We start from the raw sequence: 16251 nt of genomic DNA on the forward strand, positions 1-16251 counted from the left end.
GGGCATGCTCCCGATGCACAGCGCTGACCTGCGGCTATGCACACAGAGAGTCGGGGAAGAACGATGACGGACAACACTGTGGCGGGTCGCGAGGAGCAGCCGGGACAGGCGCTCGCCGGGTTACTGAGGAACTGGTGGGAGTCGTCGGCGCGCGACGGCCGCGAGAAACCCACCCAGCAGTCCCTCGCCAAGCGGCTGGGGGTCGACCAGACCACCCTGTCGCGCTATCTGAATCCCGCTCACGCCTCCAACGCTCCGCGCAGGATCGTCGAGCAGCTGCACACGGTGCTGCGGGCTCCGGACGACGAACTGGTCCGGGCGTGTGCCCTGGCGGACGCGGCGGCCGGCAGACGCCCGGCGGCCACGGCCTCGGCGGCACCCGGCCCGGCGCCCGCCCCCGCCGGGCCGGCCGGCGGTCGTGGTGCGGCTCCCCGCTGGTGGGACCGCTCCCCCGTCACGTTCCCGGCCCTGGCCGTCGCGTCGCTTCTCCTCCTCGCGCTCGGCTGCATCGCGTGGTGGGTGGTCCCGACCGCTGGACAGAGCGACGCCAAGGCCATGGCGAACCTGTCGGACCGGCCGTCGGAAGGCACGGACTGGCCCTTGGCCCGCAAGGGCAATGTGCTCTGGAAGGCGCGTACGGTGCAATTGCTGCTGCGGGCGAACGCCTTCGACGTGAAGGTCGACGCCGACTACGGTCCGGCCACGGCGGAGGCCGTGAAGAAGTTCCAGTCCGCTCACGGCCTGACCCCGGACGGCAAGGTCGGAAAGGACACCTGGCCGTTGCTGATCATCACGGTCGACTCGCGCACGACGAAGCCCGACGCCGTCACGGCGGTGCAGTACCTGCTGCACCACGCCGGGGTGCCGACCGACAGCACCGGTACGTACACCCTCGCGACCATGCGGTCGCTGAAGGAGTTCCAGGAGTCCCGGAATCTGCCGGTGACGGGCGTCGGGGACGAGGGCACCTGGCGCGCACTGCTCAACGCCCAGGGGCCGGACCAGCACAAGTAGCCGTGACCGCGGGGGCGGCTGCACCCTGCGGGCTCAGAGCGCCCAGGACACCAGCGTGCAGATCATCGAGACGGCCCAGACCGCTCCCGCGACCATGCCGAGTGTCATCCCCACCGCGACCCGGCGCTGAGCGAGATAGACGGTGCCGGGTCGTGTGGACGTTCGATGTTCGTTCATGTGTACCAGCTTGCCGGTCATGATCAGCAAACGGTATCCGTACGCGTACTCAGGCGGTCGCCTCCCGCAGCGCCTGTCGGCAGAGCGAGTCGGCCCTGCGGGTGGTTTCCGGCTGACGGAAGTCACGGGCCAGCAGCAGGGTGTGGGCGCAGGCGTTGTCCAGGCCCGTCCGGTGCCCGACGGAGACGAAGACGGGTTTGACGCCGTCCTGGGTGCGCACCCCCCTACCCCCCTCCCCCTCCCCGCACACCAGCCGCCACCTCCCCCCGCGGTGGGGGCCCGGTTGCTCGTACGAGAAGGTGAACGGGTTCTTGGCGACGCCGATCACCGGGAGACCGGTGAGCACCCCGAGGTGGCTGGCGAGTCCGAAGCGGCGCGGGTGCGCCCGGCCGTATCCGTCACAGATCACGAGTCCGGGGTCGACCGGCAGCGATTCGAGCGCGGCCAGCACGGTCGGGATCTCCCGGAAGGCGAGGAGGCCCGGGATGTACGGGAAGGTGACCCGGCCGACGGCGGTGGTCTCGGCGACCACGTCGAGCGTCGCCGCGTCGAGGACGACCGCTGCCGCGACGACGACATCGCGCTCGTCGTCGTAGGCGACGTCGACCCCCGTGACCCGGCCGGTGCCGGGCGGCGGGCCGGGTTCGTCGAGCACCACGCGGGCGCGCAGGGTGTCCTGGACGGCTCGGGCTTCGGCCTCGTCGGCGGGCATCGGAAGGTTTGTCATGGTGCCGCCGAGTCTAGGGCTGTCCCATGGGCAACCGGCACGGCGGTGCGTCCGGCGGCCGGTTCGGCGGCGGGACCGCCGGCGGGACGGGGCCCGGAGTGCGCCGGGCCCCGTCCCGTAGCCTGGCGATCATGTTCGTACTGGAGTTGACCTACACCGCACCCGTCGAGCGCGTCGACGCGCTGATGAAGGACCATGCCGCCTGGCTGGACACGCAGTACGCGGCCGGGGTGTTCATCGCGTCGGGCCGCAAGAATCCGCGCGACGGCGGAGTGATCCTGGCCGTCGGGGCCGACCGCGCGCGGATCGAGAAGATCGTCGCGGAGGACCCGTTCACGGCACAGGGCGTGTGCGCGTACCGGATCACCGAGTTCATCGCAACGAAGACCGCGGACGAACTCGCGCCGTACCGCCAGCAGTTGCCCGGGTAGCGGAGAGCGCCCCCGCCCGCGTCGCACGCCCCCGGGCGGGCCGGGGGCGTGCGCAACAGGCTCAGCGCCCCGCGTGCGCCACTCGTCCCTTCTCGCCCGCGGCCCAGCAGCCGCCGTCCGGTGTGCAGTCGACGGTGTCGTACGACCCGGTGTCGACCGTGCGCCAGGTACGGCCGCCGTCCGTCGTGAGGTCGGTGCCGGTCGGGCCGACCGCCAGCGCGCCGGACCTGCTGTGCGGCAGCCAGGCCACCCCCGAGCGGTAGGCAGTCGGCGGGGCGGCGGCCTGCCGCCAGGTGCGGCCGCCGTCGCCGGTCACGGCCGCGGCGTCCGGCGACGGCTCTCCGGCCCGGTAGTCGCCGCCGACCGCGATGCCGTGGTGGCGGTCCCGGAAGGCCAGGCCGAAGACGCCGCGGGCCGGGTCGCCGGCCGGGATCGTCGATCCGGCCGCGGTCCAGGTCAGCCCCCGGTCGGCGGAGTGCAGCACCCGTGCGGTGGCGGCGCCGCCGGTCGCCAGCCAGACGTCCCGGGGGCCCGACGAGACCAGGCATTGGCCACTGGCCGCGAATCCGGCCTCACCGGTCTGCGCCTGCGGCATGCCCTCGGTGGGCAGCACCCGCCAGCTACGGCCGCCGTCCGCGGTGGACAGGATGCGGTACTTCCCGTCCACGGGATCGCTCATCGCCAGTCCGTGCCGGCTGTCGAAGAAGGTGAGGCAGTCGTAGAAGGCGCGCGCGTCGGTGTTGCGGAACGACTCCGTCCAGGTCGCTCCCCCGTCTTCCGTGCGGAACACCCGGGAGGCCTCGCCCTCGCCGATGGCCAGTGCCACCGCGCGCCGGGCGTCGAAGGCCTCGATGTCGCGGAACTCCAGCGCCTCCCCGGCCGCACCGGGCGGTGACACGTCGCGCCAGTGCCGGCCGCCGTCGGACGTGCGCAGCACCGTGCCCCCGGAACCCGCGACCCAGGCGGTGCGACGGCTGACGGCGGCAAGTCCGCGGAAGCGGGCGTCGGTTCCGGTGTCGGTGAGCGTCCAGGCCGGCTGTTCGCCGGGCCGGTGCCGGTCCCACGGTGCGGCCGCGGCTGCCGGTGTGGCCAGTGCCGCGGTCAGCGCTGCCGCACAGAGCCCCCATGACATCAGTCGTCTCGTCTTCCCCTTGACCCTCATGGCGCTGGAAGCTAGCCCACGAGTTGCGCCCAGTCCAGGGTGCGCCGCCGGGAAGCGGCCGTGCGAGGGGTGCGGCGGCATGCGGTGATACAGCTCACGCCACCCTCCGGTGCACGGATGAGGGACTTCCGTCGTCTGTATCAGTGCCGGGAACCGTTCATCTGGCCGAGAAAGGGAGCAGGTCTTGTTCACCGTCATCCAGCAGTCCGTGCAGGCCCGCATGGTCGCATCCGCGCCGCGGATGGAGACCCTTCCCGCCACTTTGCAGTACGACCCGAACGATCCGTTCGCCGTTCGCATGGCGTTTCCCGCCCCTGCGACCCTGGAGGGCACCGAGGTGGCCTGGGAGTTCTCCCGCGAGCTGCTGGCGGCGGGGATGGACCGGGCGGCCGGTGCGGGGGACGTACGCGTCAGGCCGTTCGGCTACGAGCGTACGGTCCTGGAGTTCCATGCCGCCGAGGGAATCGCGATGGTGCACGTCCGCACGGCGGAGTTGCGCCGCTTCCTGGAGCGGGCGCAGGAAATGGTGCCGGTCGGCGACGAGCACCGGTTCCTGGATCTCGACCGCGGTCTGACCGAGCTGCTCGGCGGCCCCTGCTGACCTCGCGGCCGACGGGCCGGCTCCGTCGGAGGGGCGGCAGGAGGTTCCGGGGCGAGCGGGTGGTGCGGGGTCACGTGTGCAGTAAGGCCCAGGCCTTGCAGCCGCCGGACTGAGTCAGCGCGGGCGCCAGCCCCCAGTCACCGCCATGCGCGTCGACCGCGGCGGCCAGCAGCCACATGCTGTCGCTGCGGCGCTCCCGGCATTTCTCCGACTTCGCGGCCGAGCCATGGGAGGGATGCTGGTCGTAGAGGGTGATGCGGAGTGCGTCGAACTGCCAGTGCACCCGCAGCAGCATCTCCCGGTCCGGGGTGAACCGGTAGGCGGTCGCGACCAGTTCGGAGGCGGCGAGTACGGCTGTCTCACAGAGCTCCGCGAGACCGTGCCGGGTGAGCAGGTCACCCACGGCACCGCGTGCGAGACCGGCACAGAAGGCGCCGCCGGGCAGTGCGAACGAATAACTCAGGTTGTCGGCCACCGGCGGGTGGGGCCCGGCGGATGGCGGGCGGGATCCGGCAGATGCCACGGCCGGAAGACAACGCAGTGCGCCTTTCATCAAGATGCTCACATTTCGGTAATTGTGGTGACGATCACACATAGGCGCGGTCGCCCCGTGTGAGACTTGCGCTACCGACCGTAGCGCACCGTGGAGCACGGTGCTACTACTTGTGCGGTTCCGGTCATTTCGTTCCCCCTCCCTGGAAGGAACCACGCCTTGCCGCCCAGAAGCACCCCGACCGCCCGCCAGCATCGGCTCGGGCACGAACTACGCAAACTGCGCGAGCAGTCGGGCATGCCGGTGCAGCAGGCCGCCGCACTGCTCGGCGTCGACCGCACCCGCATCCCGAACATCGAATCGGGACGGTTCGGCATCAGCGCCGAGCGGGTCCGCACCCTCGCCTTCAACTACGGGTGCCCGGACACCGGACTGGTCGACCTGCTCGCCGCGATGGCCCAGGAGCGCGCCAGGGGCTGGTGGGAGGAGCATCGCGGAATGCTGCTGCCAGGACTGCTCGACATCGCCGAACTCGAATACCACGCAGTGGAGTTGATCACCTCCACCACCACACACATCCCCGGCCTGCTGCAGACCGAGCAGCATGCGCGGGCGGTCTTCGACACCGCCGATCCCCAACTACCCGGACCCGATCTGATGGCGCGGCTGTCACTGCGGCTGCGCCGCCAGGAGGTACTGGAACGAGACCTTCCGCCGATGTACGAGTCGGTGGTCCACGAGGCGGCGCTGCGCATGCAGTTCGGCGGCCCGAAGGTGGCGAGGGCCCAACTGGACCACATCGTCGAGCAGTCCGAGCGGGACCGGATCACCGTCCGGGTGATTCCGTTCGCGGCCGGCGGTTTCCCGGGCGCCGGACAGTCGTTCACCTATGCGGGCGCCGCGGTGCCGCAGCTCGACACCGTACAGCTCGATTCCTCGCATGGTTCGATGCTGCTGGACTCCGACATGCAACTGCGCCGCTACCGCGGCCTGTTGGAGCGCCTGCGCACACTCGCGCTGCCCGTCGGGGAATCGCGCGACTTCATCCGATCCATAGCCCATGACCTCTGAGGAGTGACCATGACCGACATCTGCTGGGACGAAGCCTTCTGCAGTGAGGGCGCCAACTGCTTCCGCTTCGGACTCGACGACCAGGGCAGGGCGTACATCGGCTCCACCACGGACGCCACCGCCTACGTCAGCGACTCCGTGGAGGCGCTTCGGGCGCTGATCTCCGCGGTGAAGTCCGGCGCGGCGGACCACCTGCTCTGACCGCGCGGCCCGACCGTGCCCGCGCCCCCGCAAGCATGTGCTCCGAGTACGCCGACAGCTCAGAGCGCCTGACGGCCGGGGGCCGGCCGGTCCCGGTCCCGGTCCCGGCGATCCGCCGGCGCCGCTCGCCGACACCGCACCCCGTTCACGGACCTGCGTCCACCCCGGGACCTGCGTACATAACGTTACGTAACCGGGCATCGAGAGGCCGGGCTTGGCGGTGGGCTTACCGCCGCTTTAACCTACGGTCTCGTAACCTACGTATCCGTAGGTAATTCTCCCGTCCCCAGGAGTTCCCCGTGACGATCACCGCTCCCCACCTCGGCAGCCCGAAGGCGTGGACCGACGCCCAGCTGCTGTACGCCCTGGAAGAGGTGGTGGAGAAGGAGCTCAACCGCCATCTCAAGGTCGCCAGGGACTGGATGCCCCACGAGTACGTGCCGTTCTCCGACGGGCGGAACTTCCCCGGCGTCTTCGAGGACGGTGAGGCCTGGCAGGCCGACCAGTCCAAGGTCACCGACATCGGCAAGATCGCGCTGGTGGTGAATCTGCTGACCGAGGACAACCTCCCCAGCTACCACCACGAGATCGCCTCCCTCTTCGGCCGCGACGGCGCCTGGGGCACCTGGGTGCACCGCTGGACGGCCGAGGAGGGCCGGCACGGCATCGTGATGCGTGACTACCTGCTCACCTCACGGGCGGTCGACCCGGACAAGCTGGAGCAGTTCCGCATGGCGCACATGGCGGAGGGCTTCGAGTCGGACAACCGCCACTCGATGCTGCACTCGGTGGCGTACGTCGCGTTCCAGGAGCTGGCCACCCGCGTCTCGCACCGCAACACCGGCCACCAGTCGGGCGACCCGGTCTGCGACCGCATGCTGGCGCGGATCGCGACCGACGAGAACCTGCACATGGTCTTCTACCGCAACCTCCTCGGTGCGGCCTTCGAGCTCGCCCCGGACCTGACGATGCAGGCCGTGCGCGACGTCGTCGTCAACTTCCGGATGCCCGGACACGGCATGCCGGGCTTCGAGCGGGCCGCCGCGCAGATGGCGATCGGCGAGATCTACAACATGCGCATCCACCACGACGACGTGATCCAGCCCGTGCTGCGCTACCTGAAGATCCTCTCCATCGACGGCCTGGGCCCCGACGGCCTGAAGGCGCAGGAGGAGCTGGGCCTGTACATGGGCGGCCTGGACAGCGAGGCGTCGAAGTTCGACGAGAAGCTGGCAGCCCGCAAGGCGCGCATGGCCGCGCGCGCCGACGCCTGACGGTCCCGAAGGCCGTCGGCTGCCGTCCGCCGGACGGGCACCGCCGCGTGCCCCTGTCGGGCGGACGTCAGCCGACGTCCCGCACCGGTCTCACACCGTTTCGCGCAGGTCCCGCGCATAGTGCTCGATCGCTGCCCGGTACCGGCGCACATACGGGTCCGTGCTGCCGGCCGCGAGCAGTTCCAGCAGCAACCGCATGGCTTCGTGGTGCTCACCGGTGTTGAAGAGGGCCATGGCGAGGAACGTCCGCAGCGCCCCGTCGTCGGGGAACTGCTCGGCACCGCGGCGCAGGACCTCCACGGCCTTCTCGTACTGGCCGAGCACCCGGTACGTGCTCCCCAGGCCGAGCAGCGCGCCCCTGCGGTCCTCCTCGGACAGCCCGGTCCCGGCCAGGCAGCGTTCGTAGAACGGCACCGCCTCGGCCTCCAGACCGAGCACATCGTGCGCCCAGGCCGTCTGATAGGCGACCTCCGCGTCCGCGGGGAAGTCGGCGGAGAGGGACAGCAGCCGCTGCCGGGCCTCCTCCTGGTGGCCTTCGGTGCGCAGCCGCACGGCCGCCGCGAGCATGCTGTCCCGGTCGTGATCATTCATACGGACATCGTCCCAGGCCGGCGAGCGTGTCCGGATGCGGCCCCCGCGTCACGTCGCGGCCGGCTGCCGCGCGTCCTCCGGGATCAGCTCCGCGGCCCTCTCGACGATCGCGACCGTCGGTGCGTGGGTGTGGCCGCGGGTGATCCGCGGCATCACGGAGGCATCGACGACCCGGAGCCCCGCCACGCCGCGCACCCGTAGCCGCGGGTCGGTCACGGAGTCCGGATCCTCGCCCATGCGGCCGGTGCCGACCGGGTGGTACAGCGTCTCGGCACCGGCACGGATCGCCTCGGCGAGGCGGGCGTCGTCGACCGGGCCGGGGTACACGCCCGTCGGGCCCGAGGTGTGCGCGGCGAGGCTCGGGCCCGCGAACAGCGCCTCGGCACGGCGGACCCCCGCGATCAGGCGGCCGAGATCTGCTTCGGACGTCAGATATCCCGGGTCGGTCCGGAGCCCGGAGCCGGCTTCCGCGCTCTTCGGATCCAGCGTGATGCGGCCCTCGCTCTCGGGCTGGAGGAGCACCACGCCGATGGTCGTGGCGTGCCGGGTCGGCGCGGTCAGACCATGGTTGACGAACGGCGCCGGGGCGAAGATCAGTTCGAGGTCCGGGGCGGCCAGCTCGGGTGCGCGCAGGTTGGCGCGCCGGCCGGCCTCAGGTAGCCGTCGGCCGCGCTCCAGCGGCGTCCGCCCCGCTGGCTGAGCGGGGTGATCGCGCAGCCGCTGTGATCGGGGGCGTTGAGCTCGTCCAGCGGCGGGAGGCCCTCGTCCTGACAGGCGTCGCGGAAGGCGCCGGTCAGCGGGTTGGGGGCACGGGGCGGCGAGATGAAGAGGGGCCCCTCGGTGCCGTACACCGTGCCGTCGCCGGTGCGGCCCGTCCACCGCTCCGCGCGCCTGAAGCAGCGTGCGAGCGCGTCGTGCGACCGGTCGTCACCGGCCGTGCGGGCCCAGGCGTCGTAGTCGTCGCGGTGACCGCGCACCCACATCATGGCGTTGATCGATGAGCATCCGCCGAGTGTGTGGCCGCGCGGCCAGTACAGTTCGCGGCCGTCCAGGGCCGATTGCGCCACCGTGCTGAAGTCCCAGTCGTACGCCGTCCTGAACAGCTTCGGGAAGGCGGCCGGGATGCGGATCTCCGGCTTGCGGTCGCACCCGCCCGACTCGATGAGCGCGACCCGGACCGTCGGGTCCTCGGAGAGTCTCGCGGCGAGGACGCAGCCGGCCGATCCTGCCCCGACGACGATGTAGTCGTACTCGCTCGACTCGGACCCCTCGGTGGCCGAAGCGGACACCTCAACGGGTGCACGGAGTGCCGAATTGTCGCATACGCGGGGCATGTTCAGACCTGGGTCTTCCGTTCGGATCGGTCCGGACCCGAACGGAAGACCCTATGCGCGGCCGGTTCTGCGCAGCCGGTCCCGCTCCTTCTCGGAGAGTCCGCCCCATACGCCGAAGCGCTCGTCGTTGGCGAGGGCGTACTCCAGGCAGGCCTCACGCCCCTCGCAGGCGTTGCAGAGCTGCTTGGCCTCACGGGTGGAGCTACCGGGGGCGGGAAAGAAGAACTCGGGCCCCGCCTGGGCGCACAGCGCTGTCTCCTGCCAGGCGAATGCGGGGTCGGCCGCGGTGTTGATCAGCATGCGGTCCACAGTGCCCGGTCGCGATAAACGACTGATCAACGCCTCATCAATGCGGCGCGCCGATGACTTCCGGTCAGCTCTGCGGCGCCTGCGCACTCTTGATCAGGGCGAACTCGGCCCCGTCCGGATCGGCGACATCGGCGAACTTTCCCACGCCTTCCATCTCCATCGGTTCCAGGGTCAGTTTGCCGCCCAGCCGTTCCACGTCCGCCACTGCCGCGTCGCAGTCGTCGACCTCGAAGTACGGCAGCCAGTGCGGTCCGGCCACCGCCCGGGTCGCCACCGCGTTGAGCGGTACGAAGCCGCCGAACTCCGCCTCCGCACCGCCGCCCCTGGTCCGGATCACCGTGTACGACCCGCCGCCGCCGGGGAACGGTACATGGGCGGTCTCCCAGCCGAAGACCGCGTCGTAGAACGCGGCGGCCGCGGGGACGTCCGGGGTGTACAGCTCGGCCCAGCACAGACTGCGCGGGACGCCCACGGCGCCCAGGCCCAGGTTCTCCTTCGGCTGCCAGACGCCGAAGAAGGCCCCCGCCCGGTCCTTGAATCCGGCCATCCTGCCGAGATCCAGGACATCCATCGGGGCGAACGGCACGGTACCGCCGGCCTGCTCGACCGCCCGTGCCGTGGCGTCGGCGTCCGCCGACCGGAAATAGACCGACCAGGACGGCTCCGCCTGCTCCTCGGTGACCGTCATCGCGCCGGCGACCGTCTTCCCGTCCAACGTGAACATGCCGTAGCCACCGGTCTCCGGGCCCCCGGCCACGTACTCCCAGCCGAAGAGGCCGGTGTAGAACTCGACGGCCCGGTCGAGATCGGGTGTGCCCAGATCGGTCCAGTTGGGTGCTCCGTCGACATGACGCGTAGTGAGCATGGCCGGCTCCTTCGACGATGCCCGTGCTCCGGGCTGCGGGAGTCCTTCCCGACGTTCCGAGTCTCGCACCGGGCACCGGCGACCGCAGCCCGCACCCGGGGCACGGTCCGCGTTGCCCTACGCCGTACGGAGCCGGCCTGCGGATGGCGAATTCTCGCCGTTGCGTCGCGTACCGGTATCGGCCCCGTGGATGATCTCCCACGACCACCGGAACGGCCCATGCCGCGCAGGCGCCCCCGCTCCCGCTCCCCGGTCGGGTCAGCGGGTGATCCCCAGCGCCGGAAGCACCGTCTCCGCCACCCGGTAGGCCTCCTCCAGCAGCGGGTTGCCGGAGAGGATGAAGGTGTCGACGCCCAGGTCCTGGAACTCCCCGAGGCGCTCGACGACCTGGGCGGTCGAGCCGACGACCGCCGTGCCGGGCCCCGGGCGGAACAGGCTCATGCCCGGCCACATGTTGGGGTGCGCCTCCAGCTCCCGGGCATGCGCGGGCACCTTGCCGCCGTGCTGGCGGAACTGGCGCTGCCAGCCCACGCCGTCCTCCCCCGCCCGGTCGCCGAGCTGCCGGGCGTACGTCGCATCGCTCGTCACGTCGAGGAGCCGGTCGGCCGCCGCCCAGGCCTCGTCCTCCGTGTCGCGGACGATGAGGTGGAGACGGAGCCCGATCCTGAGCGTACGGCCGTACGCGGCGGCCCGCGCCCTGACCCGGTCCAGCTTCTCCTTGAGCAGGTGCGGGGGCTCACCCCAGGTCAGGAAGACGTCGACGTGCTCGGCCGCCATCTCGATCCCGGGGTCCGACGAGCCGCCGAACCAGAGCGGGATGTGCGATTCCTGGACCGGTTTCAGCTCCCTGAAGGACGCTCCCGCGTTCTTCAGGTCGTAGAAGCGGCCCTTGTGGTCGAAGACCTCACCGGCGGTGAGCCGCTTCACGATCGACCAGTACTCGGCGCTCAGCTCGTACCGCTCGTCGTGCTCCACGTGGAGTCCGTACTCCTGGAGCGACTTCATCGAGCCGTTGACGACGTTGAAGCGGAGCCGGCCGCCGAAGAGGTGGTCGAAGCTGAGGGCCATCTTGGCGAGCAGGGTGGGCGGGATCAGACCGGGGTGGACGGCCAGCAGGGGCTTGAACCGGGTGCTGGTGGAGGCCGCCAGCGCGCTGCCGAGCGGCCAGACGTCGTACAGGTCGGTGGCGAGCAACGCACCGCTGTAGCCGAGGCGTTCGACCGTGCCCGCGAGCTGGGCGAGGTAGCCGAGGTCGACCGGGCGCCGTCCTTCGGGCTCCCAGGGGTAGGCGCCTTCGCGCGGGATGATGTACCAGAGGACTTCGGTCGCCATGTCGTCACGCCGCCTTGTCCGTGCCGGCACCGACCAGGGCATGGGCGACGGTGACCGGGCGGTCGATGAAGCCGGTGCGGAGGAAGATGTCGGCCGCCTCCTGCTGTTCGGCGATGAAGGCGTCGGTGACGGGCTCGATCTTCCAGGGCAGGGTGCGCAGCGCGGTCTCCCAGTCGTCGGCGGATCCGCCGAGGTCGGCGGCGGCGATCTCGGCCGCCCGGCGGGGATTGGCCGCCGCCCAGTCGTCGGCGCGCCGGAGGGCGCGGGTGAGCGCCTCGATCACCTCGGGGCGGCTCTCGGCGAGGTCGCGGCGGGCGAAGAAGACGGAGCGGTCGGTGATGACGTCGCCGGTGCGGACCAGGGTGCGCAGACCGCCGGTGCGGCGGGCCGCGGCGAGCTGGGCGCCCTGGGCCACCCAGGCGGCGATGGCGCCGGTGCGCAGCAGTTCCTCGCTGGTGTCGTCGCTGCGGACCGCGGTGATGTCGTCGGCGTAGGAGAGCCCGGCGTCGTCGAGCGCCTTGGCGATCAGGTGGGTCTGCCAGGAGCCGATCGCGAGGTGGACGGTGGTGCCCTTGAGGTCGGCGACCGTGTGCACGGGGCTGTCCTCGGGGACGAGGAGCGCGCCGTGTTCGGGGCGCGGGGCCGAGACGGCGGTGTAGACGATGTCGTGGCCGGCGGCCTGGGCGGTGACCGGCGGGGTGGAGCCGGTGCCGCCGAAGTCGATGACGCCCCGGCTGAGGAGTTCGCCGGTGCGGACGCCGTTGGTGTACGGGTGGAAGACGACGCTCTCGCCGAGCGGGGCCAGCTCCTCCTCGGCGAGGCCGAGCCGGGAGAGGTGGTACAGGTGGTAGAGGGACGGGTTGCTGCTGTGCACACCGATGGTGATGGTCATTCAGATCACTCCGACTTCGGTACGTTCGGGGGACTTTGCGGGGTGCGGGGCCGTCTCGACCCCGAGGTCGTCGAGGAGCCTGCGGCGCAGGGCTCCGAAGGCGGGGTCGCCGGGGTCGCGCGGCCGGTCGACGGTGACCGGTTCGTCGGTGATCAGCCGGCCGTCGCGCAGGACGGCGACCCGGTCGGCGAGCCGTACGGCTTCGTCCACGTCGTGGGTGACGAGGAGGACGGCGGGCCGGTGCTTGCGGCACAGCTCTCCCACCAGGTCCTGCATCCTGAGCCGGGTCAGGGCGTCGAGTGCGGCGAACGGCTCGTCGAGCAGCAGCAGTTCGGGTTCGCGGACCAGGGCGCGGGCGAGGGCGACGCGCTGGGCCTCGCCGCCGGAGAGGGTGGCGGGCCAGGCATCGGCGTGCCGTTCGAGGCCGACTTCGGCCAGGGCCCGCAGCCCGTGCCCGGAGCGGCCGCGCGGCAGGGCCACCGTCACATTGGCGAGGACCTTCTTCGACGGTACGAGGCGGGGTTCCTGGAAGACGACGGTGCGGGCCTCGGGGACGAGGACCTCTCCCCCGTCGGCTCCGTCGAGTGCGCCCAGGATGCGCAGCAGGGTCGTCTTGCCGCTTCCGCTCGCGCCGAGCAGGGCGACGAACTCGCCCCGCGCGATGTCGAGTCGGAGACCGTCGAGGACGGCGCGGTCGCCGAACACGCGGCGCAGTCCGCGTACCCGTACCGCTGCTTGGGGGGTCCGGTCGGTCATCGGGTGGCTCCCTGCGGGGTGCGCCAGGGCATCAGCAGGCGTTCCAGCAGCCGTACGACGATGTCGGCGGTGAGTCCGAGCAGTCCGTAGACGAGGATGCAGACGGCGAGGATGTCGGTGCGGGCATAGCTCTGCGCCTGGGACATCAGATAGCCGATGCCGGCCGTGGCGTTGATCTCCTCGGCGGCGATCAGGGCGATGACGCTGAGTGTCATGGAGAGCCGCAGCCCGGCGAGCAGCGACGGCAGGGCGCCGGGCAGGACGACCTCGCGCACGAGGGCGAACCGTCCCATGCCGAAGCTGCGCATGGCCTCGATGAGTTTGGGGTCGGTGTTGCGCACCCCGCTCGATGTCGACACGTACATCGGGAAGGTGGTGGCGATGGCGATGAGGAGGATCTTCGCGGTCTCGTTGATCCCGAACCAGACCATGAACAGGGGTACCAGGGAGAGGAACGGGATGGTGCGCAGGGTCTGGATGGAGGAGTCGAGGAGTTCGTCGCCGAGTCGGGTGAATCCGGTGGTGATGCCGAGGACCAGCCCGGCGGCGAGCCCGATGAGGAGGCCGAGTCCGGAGCGGGTCAGGGAGGTGGTGAGCGCGTCGGGCAGCTGCCCGTTGCCCCACAACTCCCCTACCGCACGCAGCACTTCGGCGGGCGAGGCGAGGACATCGGGGGTGAGGAGCCCGGTGGCGGACGCCGCCCACCACAGGACGAGGAGGGCGAGGGGGCCAAGGGTCCGGACGGTCGCGGAGTAGGTCCGGCTGCGGGCCCTGCGCCGCTGGGGGCGGGGCCGGACGAGGCCCGGGTGCAGGCCGGCGTCGCTCATTTCAGCTTCTCGATGTCGAGGAGGTGGGCGGCGACGTCGACCTTGTCCGTGGTGACCTTCTGCTCGGCGTAGAAGCCGGCGACGTCCTCGAAGCGCTTGATGTCCTCGGGTCCGATGGGGTCGACCGTGCCGCCCTTGCGGGTGAATTCGGTCTGGGCCTCCTTCGCCCTGCCGGTGACGGCGGTCGGTCCGACGTCCGTGAAGACGTTGAGGTACGCGGCCGGGTCCTGCTTCTCCTCGGCACTGGCGTCGTGGAGGTACTGGTAGAGCGCCTTGACGATCCCGGGGTGCTGCTCGGCGAAGCCGGTGCGCACGGCGTCGAGGCTGTAGTTGTCGGAGCCGATCGCGGCGCCGTCGGCGACGAAGTGCGCCTTGCCGCTGCCGATCTCGGCAACGGCGTAGGTCGCCCAGACGGCCCAGGCGTCGACCTTGCCCGCGTTGAAGACGGCGGCCGTCTGGTCGGGTCGCAGATAGACCCGATCGACCTTGTCGGCGGGGATGCCGGCCTTGGCGAGAGCCTTCAACAGCAGGTACTCGCCGGTGCCGCCCTGGTTGACGGCGACCTTCTTGCCGACCAGGTCCTTGACCGATGCGATGCCGGAGCCGTTCCTGACGAGGATGCCCTCGCCGGTCGCGTCCGGGTCGACCGCGGTGAAGAACTTGAAGCCGGGGCGCTGGGCGAGCGAGGTGATGCCGGAGGTGATGGAGCCGGTCGCGATGTCGAGCTGGTCGGCGTTCATCGCCTGGGCGGCCGGGGCGAAGGGCCCCGCGCTGCCGGTCCAGCGCACCTTGGCGCCGGCCTTGGCGAGCGCCCTGTCGAGGCTGCCATCCTTCTTGCCGAGGGCGAGCACACCGGAGTTGCCGGGGTCGGGGATGCGGATGTCCACCGTGCCCTTGGCGCCGGACTCACCGCCGGCGGCCTCGGACGAGCCGCAGGCGGTGAGGGCGAGGAGTGCGGTGGCCGTGAGGAGCGCGGGGGCGATGGCCGTGCGCAGTGGTCGGGGGAGGTTCATGGTGTCGGGGGTCCTCACAGCTCAGGGGGCGGGAACGCGGTGGGTGGCGCGGGAGGCGGCCAGTGCGGTGGCGCGGCGCAGCGGCTCGAGGTCGGCCCAGGCCGTGATGTCGACGGGTTCGGGCAGGAAGCCGTGGGCGCGCAGCCCGGCCTCCTGCTCGGCGAGCAGGGCCAGGCGGTCCGGGGAGAGATCGGGATGGAGGGTGAGATGGGTGCCCGGCCGGTAGGCCCCGGCGACTCCGTCGGCGCCCGCGCCGGTCTCGGCGCCGAGGATCCGGGCGACCTCGGCGGGCTGTCCGGTGGCCCAGTCGGCGGCCCTGAGCAGGACGGCGAGGAAGCGGTCGACGAGGCCGGGGTGGTCGTCGAGGAGCTGCTGGTGGACGGTGATGGGGCGCGGGGTGCCGTTGTTGATCCGGAACCGGCGGTCGGCCAGTTCGTCGAGTTCGACGGCGACCTCGGCGCCCTCCCGCCGGGCGGCCTCGACGGCCAGCGCACCCTTCACGTACACGGCGTCGACGTCACCGCGCCGCAGCGCCGCCAGCTCGGCGGCCCACTGGCCCGGGTGTCCGGCGGCCGGTACGTCGACGAACGTGGCGTCGTCCGGTGCGAGTCCGGCGGCGGCGAGCGCGCCCTCGAAGCCGCGCAGGGCCATGGCCCGCCAGAAGTCGATGGCGATGTCGTGCACGGGAACGGCGAGCCGCAGCCCGCGCAGGGCCTCGACGCCCCGGATTCCGGAGCCGGGACCGACGAGTACGGCTTGCCGTTCCTCGATCCAGGTGAGACCGATCAGCCGGGTCCGCTCCCCGCGTGAACGGGCCCACAGGGCAGGCACGTTGCCGCCTTCGCGGAACAGGCCCGGCAGGGCGTGGGTGAAGTGGGCGGCCCGGTCGGCGTCGGGCGCGGCGTCCTGGAGGGACCGCACCGTGATGCCGTCGGGGGCGAACTCTTCGGTGAGCCACCGGCGGTCGGCGGCGATGCCGGTCGCGGTGGGGACGGGACAGCGGGTGAACCAGAGCGTCCGGGGCAGGACGGCATGCGTCATGGGGGTCTTCCCGAGGGGTCGGCGAAGCGGAGGGTGTCGTGGCGCGTACGCCGGGATGCGGACACCGGGTACGGCCGAAGGCCCCGGCCGCGCCGGAACGCGGCGGAGGGAGATAAGGGAACGCGAAGGAAGGGAGGGTG

General features: G+C 71.5%; 21 protein-coding genes. 6 read left to right on the forward strand and 15 right to left on the reverse strand.

Translation table 11 applies throughout. The features are described 5' to 3' along the window. The first annotated feature begins 63 nt into the window (after positions 1 to 63). Positions 64 to 1014, forward strand: coding sequence for a peptidoglycan-binding protein (locus tag ACFVX4_RS14005; protein WP_389975915.1), 951 nt, complete (start codon positions 64 to 66; stop codon positions 1012 to 1014). Between the two features lie 33 nt (positions 1015 to 1047). Here ACFVX4_RS14005 and mmpA read toward each other — a convergent pair whose 3' ends face one another. Both mmpA and ACFVX4_RS14015 read right to left on the reverse strand, forming a co-directional pair. Further along, positions 1048 to 1191: a morphogenic membrane protein MmpA gene (gene mmpA / locus ACFVX4_RS14010; RefSeq protein ID WP_266429678.1), complete on the reverse strand. Its 144-nt coding sequence runs from the start codon at positions 1189 to 1191 to the stop codon at positions 1048 to 1050. Positions 1192 to 1240: 49 nt separating this feature from the next. After that, positions 1241 to 1918 carry an endonuclease V gene (locus ACFVX4_RS14015; protein WP_389975918.1) on the reverse strand — a complete coding sequence of 226 codons (678 nt, stop codon included), beginning with the start codon at positions 1916 to 1918 and terminating at the stop codon, positions 1241 to 1243. 131 nt (positions 1919 to 2049) lie between these two features. Between ACFVX4_RS14015 and ACFVX4_RS14020 the strand changes: the two genes are divergently transcribed. Further along, positions 2050 to 2349, forward strand: a complete 300-nt coding sequence (locus tag ACFVX4_RS14020) for a YciI family protein (RefSeq protein ID WP_389975921.1) — start codon at positions 2050 to 2052, stop codon at positions 2347 to 2349. Positions 2350 to 2410: 61 nt separating this feature from the next. Here the strand turns inward: ACFVX4_RS14020 and ACFVX4_RS14025 are convergent, their stop codons facing one another. Further along, positions 2411 to 3511, reverse strand: a complete 1101-nt coding sequence (locus tag ACFVX4_RS14025; RefSeq protein WP_389975925.1) for a WD40/YVTN/BNR-like repeat-containing protein — start codon at positions 3509 to 3511, stop codon at positions 2411 to 2413. A 220-nt stretch (positions 3512 to 3731) separates the two neighbouring features. On the opposite strand from ACFVX4_RS14025, the gene ACFVX4_RS14030 reads away from it, so the two are divergent. Then, on the forward strand, positions 3732 to 4112 hold the full coding sequence (locus ACFVX4_RS14030; protein WP_389976457.1) for an SsgA family sporulation/cell division regulator: 381 nt from the start codon (positions 3732 to 3734) through the stop codon (positions 4110 to 4112). 70 nt (positions 4113 to 4182) lie between these two features. Here the strand turns inward: ACFVX4_RS14030 and ACFVX4_RS14035 are convergent, their stop codons facing one another. Continuing rightward, positions 4183 to 4587 (reverse strand): ATP-binding protein, encoded by a 405-nt coding sequence (locus ACFVX4_RS14035; RefSeq protein ID WP_389975928.1) that lies wholly within the window; start codon positions 4585 to 4587, stop codon positions 4183 to 4185. Between the two features lie 237 nt (positions 4588 to 4824). Here ACFVX4_RS14035 and ACFVX4_RS14040 point away from each other — a divergent pair, with 237 nt between their 5' ends. From ACFVX4_RS14040 to ACFVX4_RS14050, 3 genes are all read left to right on the forward strand, one after another. Next, complete coding sequence (locus ACFVX4_RS14040) at positions 4825 to 5676, forward strand: helix-turn-helix transcriptional regulator (RefSeq protein WP_389975930.1); 852 nt, start codon at positions 4825 to 4827, stop codon at positions 5674 to 5676. A gap of 9 nt (positions 5677 to 5685) precedes the next feature. Continuing rightward, the gene (locus tag ACFVX4_RS14045; RefSeq protein WP_385817562.1) at positions 5686 to 5877 is read left to right on the forward strand and encodes a hypothetical protein; all 192 of its coding nucleotides are present in this window, start codon (positions 5686 to 5688) and stop codon (positions 5875 to 5877) included. A gap of 299 nt (positions 5878 to 6176) precedes the next feature. After that, complete coding sequence (locus ACFVX4_RS14050) at positions 6177 to 7151, forward strand: acyl-ACP desaturase (protein ID WP_389975933.1); 975 nt, start codon at positions 6177 to 6179, stop codon at positions 7149 to 7151. A 90-nt stretch (positions 7152 to 7241) separates the two neighbouring features. Here ACFVX4_RS14050 and ACFVX4_RS14055 read toward each other — a convergent pair whose 3' ends face one another. The 11 genes from ACFVX4_RS14055 to ACFVX4_RS14105 form a co-directional block, all read right to left on the reverse strand. Next, positions 7242 to 7742, reverse strand: a complete 501-nt coding sequence (locus ACFVX4_RS14055) for a tetratricopeptide repeat protein (RefSeq protein ID WP_389975936.1) — start codon at positions 7740 to 7742, stop codon at positions 7242 to 7244. Positions 7743 to 7790: 48 nt separating this feature from the next. Further along, the gene (locus ACFVX4_RS14060) at positions 7791 to 8264 is read right to left on the reverse strand and encodes a GMC oxidoreductase (protein ID WP_389975939.1); all 474 of its coding nucleotides are present in this window, start codon (positions 8262 to 8264) and stop codon (positions 7791 to 7793) included. Between the two features lie 71 nt (positions 8265 to 8335). Further along, positions 8336 to 9031 carry a GMC family oxidoreductase gene (locus ACFVX4_RS14065; RefSeq protein ID WP_389975942.1) on the reverse strand — a complete coding sequence of 232 codons (696 nt, stop codon included), beginning with the start codon at positions 9029 to 9031 and terminating at the stop codon, positions 8336 to 8338. Positions 9032 to 9127: 96 nt separating this feature from the next. Beyond that, complete coding sequence (locus ACFVX4_RS14070) at positions 9128 to 9376, reverse strand: WhiB family transcriptional regulator (protein ID WP_389975945.1); 249 nt, start codon at positions 9374 to 9376, stop codon at positions 9128 to 9130. 73 nt (positions 9377 to 9449) lie between these two features. Beyond that, on the reverse strand, positions 9450 to 10250 hold the full coding sequence (locus tag ACFVX4_RS14075; RefSeq protein WP_389975948.1) for a VOC family protein: 801 nt from the start codon (positions 10248 to 10250) through the stop codon (positions 9450 to 9452). Between the two features lie 258 nt (positions 10251 to 10508). Next, complete coding sequence (locus ACFVX4_RS14080; RefSeq protein ID WP_389975951.1) at positions 10509 to 11582, reverse strand: LLM class flavin-dependent oxidoreductase; 1074 nt, start codon at positions 11580 to 11582, stop codon at positions 10509 to 10511. Positions 11583 to 11586: 4 nt separating this feature from the next. Continuing rightward, on the reverse strand, positions 11587 to 12474 hold the full coding sequence (locus tag ACFVX4_RS14085) for an ABC transporter substrate-binding protein (RefSeq protein ID WP_389975954.1): 888 nt from the start codon (positions 12472 to 12474) through the stop codon (positions 11587 to 11589). Further along, complete coding sequence (locus ACFVX4_RS14090) at positions 12475 to 13230, reverse strand: ABC transporter ATP-binding protein (RefSeq protein WP_389975957.1); 756 nt, start codon at positions 13228 to 13230, stop codon at positions 12475 to 12477. It lies immediately after the preceding gene. Next, positions 13227 to 14057 carry an ABC transporter permease gene (locus ACFVX4_RS14095; protein ID WP_389975960.1) on the reverse strand — a complete coding sequence of 277 codons (831 nt, stop codon included), beginning with the start codon at positions 14055 to 14057 and terminating at the stop codon, positions 13227 to 13229. The genes ACFVX4_RS14090 and ACFVX4_RS14095 overlap by 4 nt, the downstream gene beginning before the upstream one ends. Continuing rightward, positions 14054 to 15070, reverse strand: a complete 1017-nt coding sequence (locus ACFVX4_RS14100; RefSeq protein ID WP_389975963.1) for an NrtA/SsuA/CpmA family ABC transporter substrate-binding protein — start codon at positions 15068 to 15070, stop codon at positions 14054 to 14056. Before ACFVX4_RS14100 ends, ACFVX4_RS14095 begins: the two co-directional genes overlap by 4 nt. 21 nt (positions 15071 to 15091) lie before the next feature. Further along, positions 15092 to 16111 carry an ABC transporter substrate-binding protein gene (locus ACFVX4_RS14105; RefSeq protein WP_389975966.1) on the reverse strand — a complete coding sequence of 340 codons (1020 nt, stop codon included), beginning with the start codon at positions 16109 to 16111 and terminating at the stop codon, positions 15092 to 15094. Positions 16112 to 16251: the final 140 nt, after the last annotated feature.

This window comes from Streptomyces sp. NPDC058240, assembly GCF_042882135.1.
Taxonomy (GTDB): Bacteria; Actinomycetota; Actinomycetes; order Streptomycetales; family Streptomycetaceae; genus Streptomyces.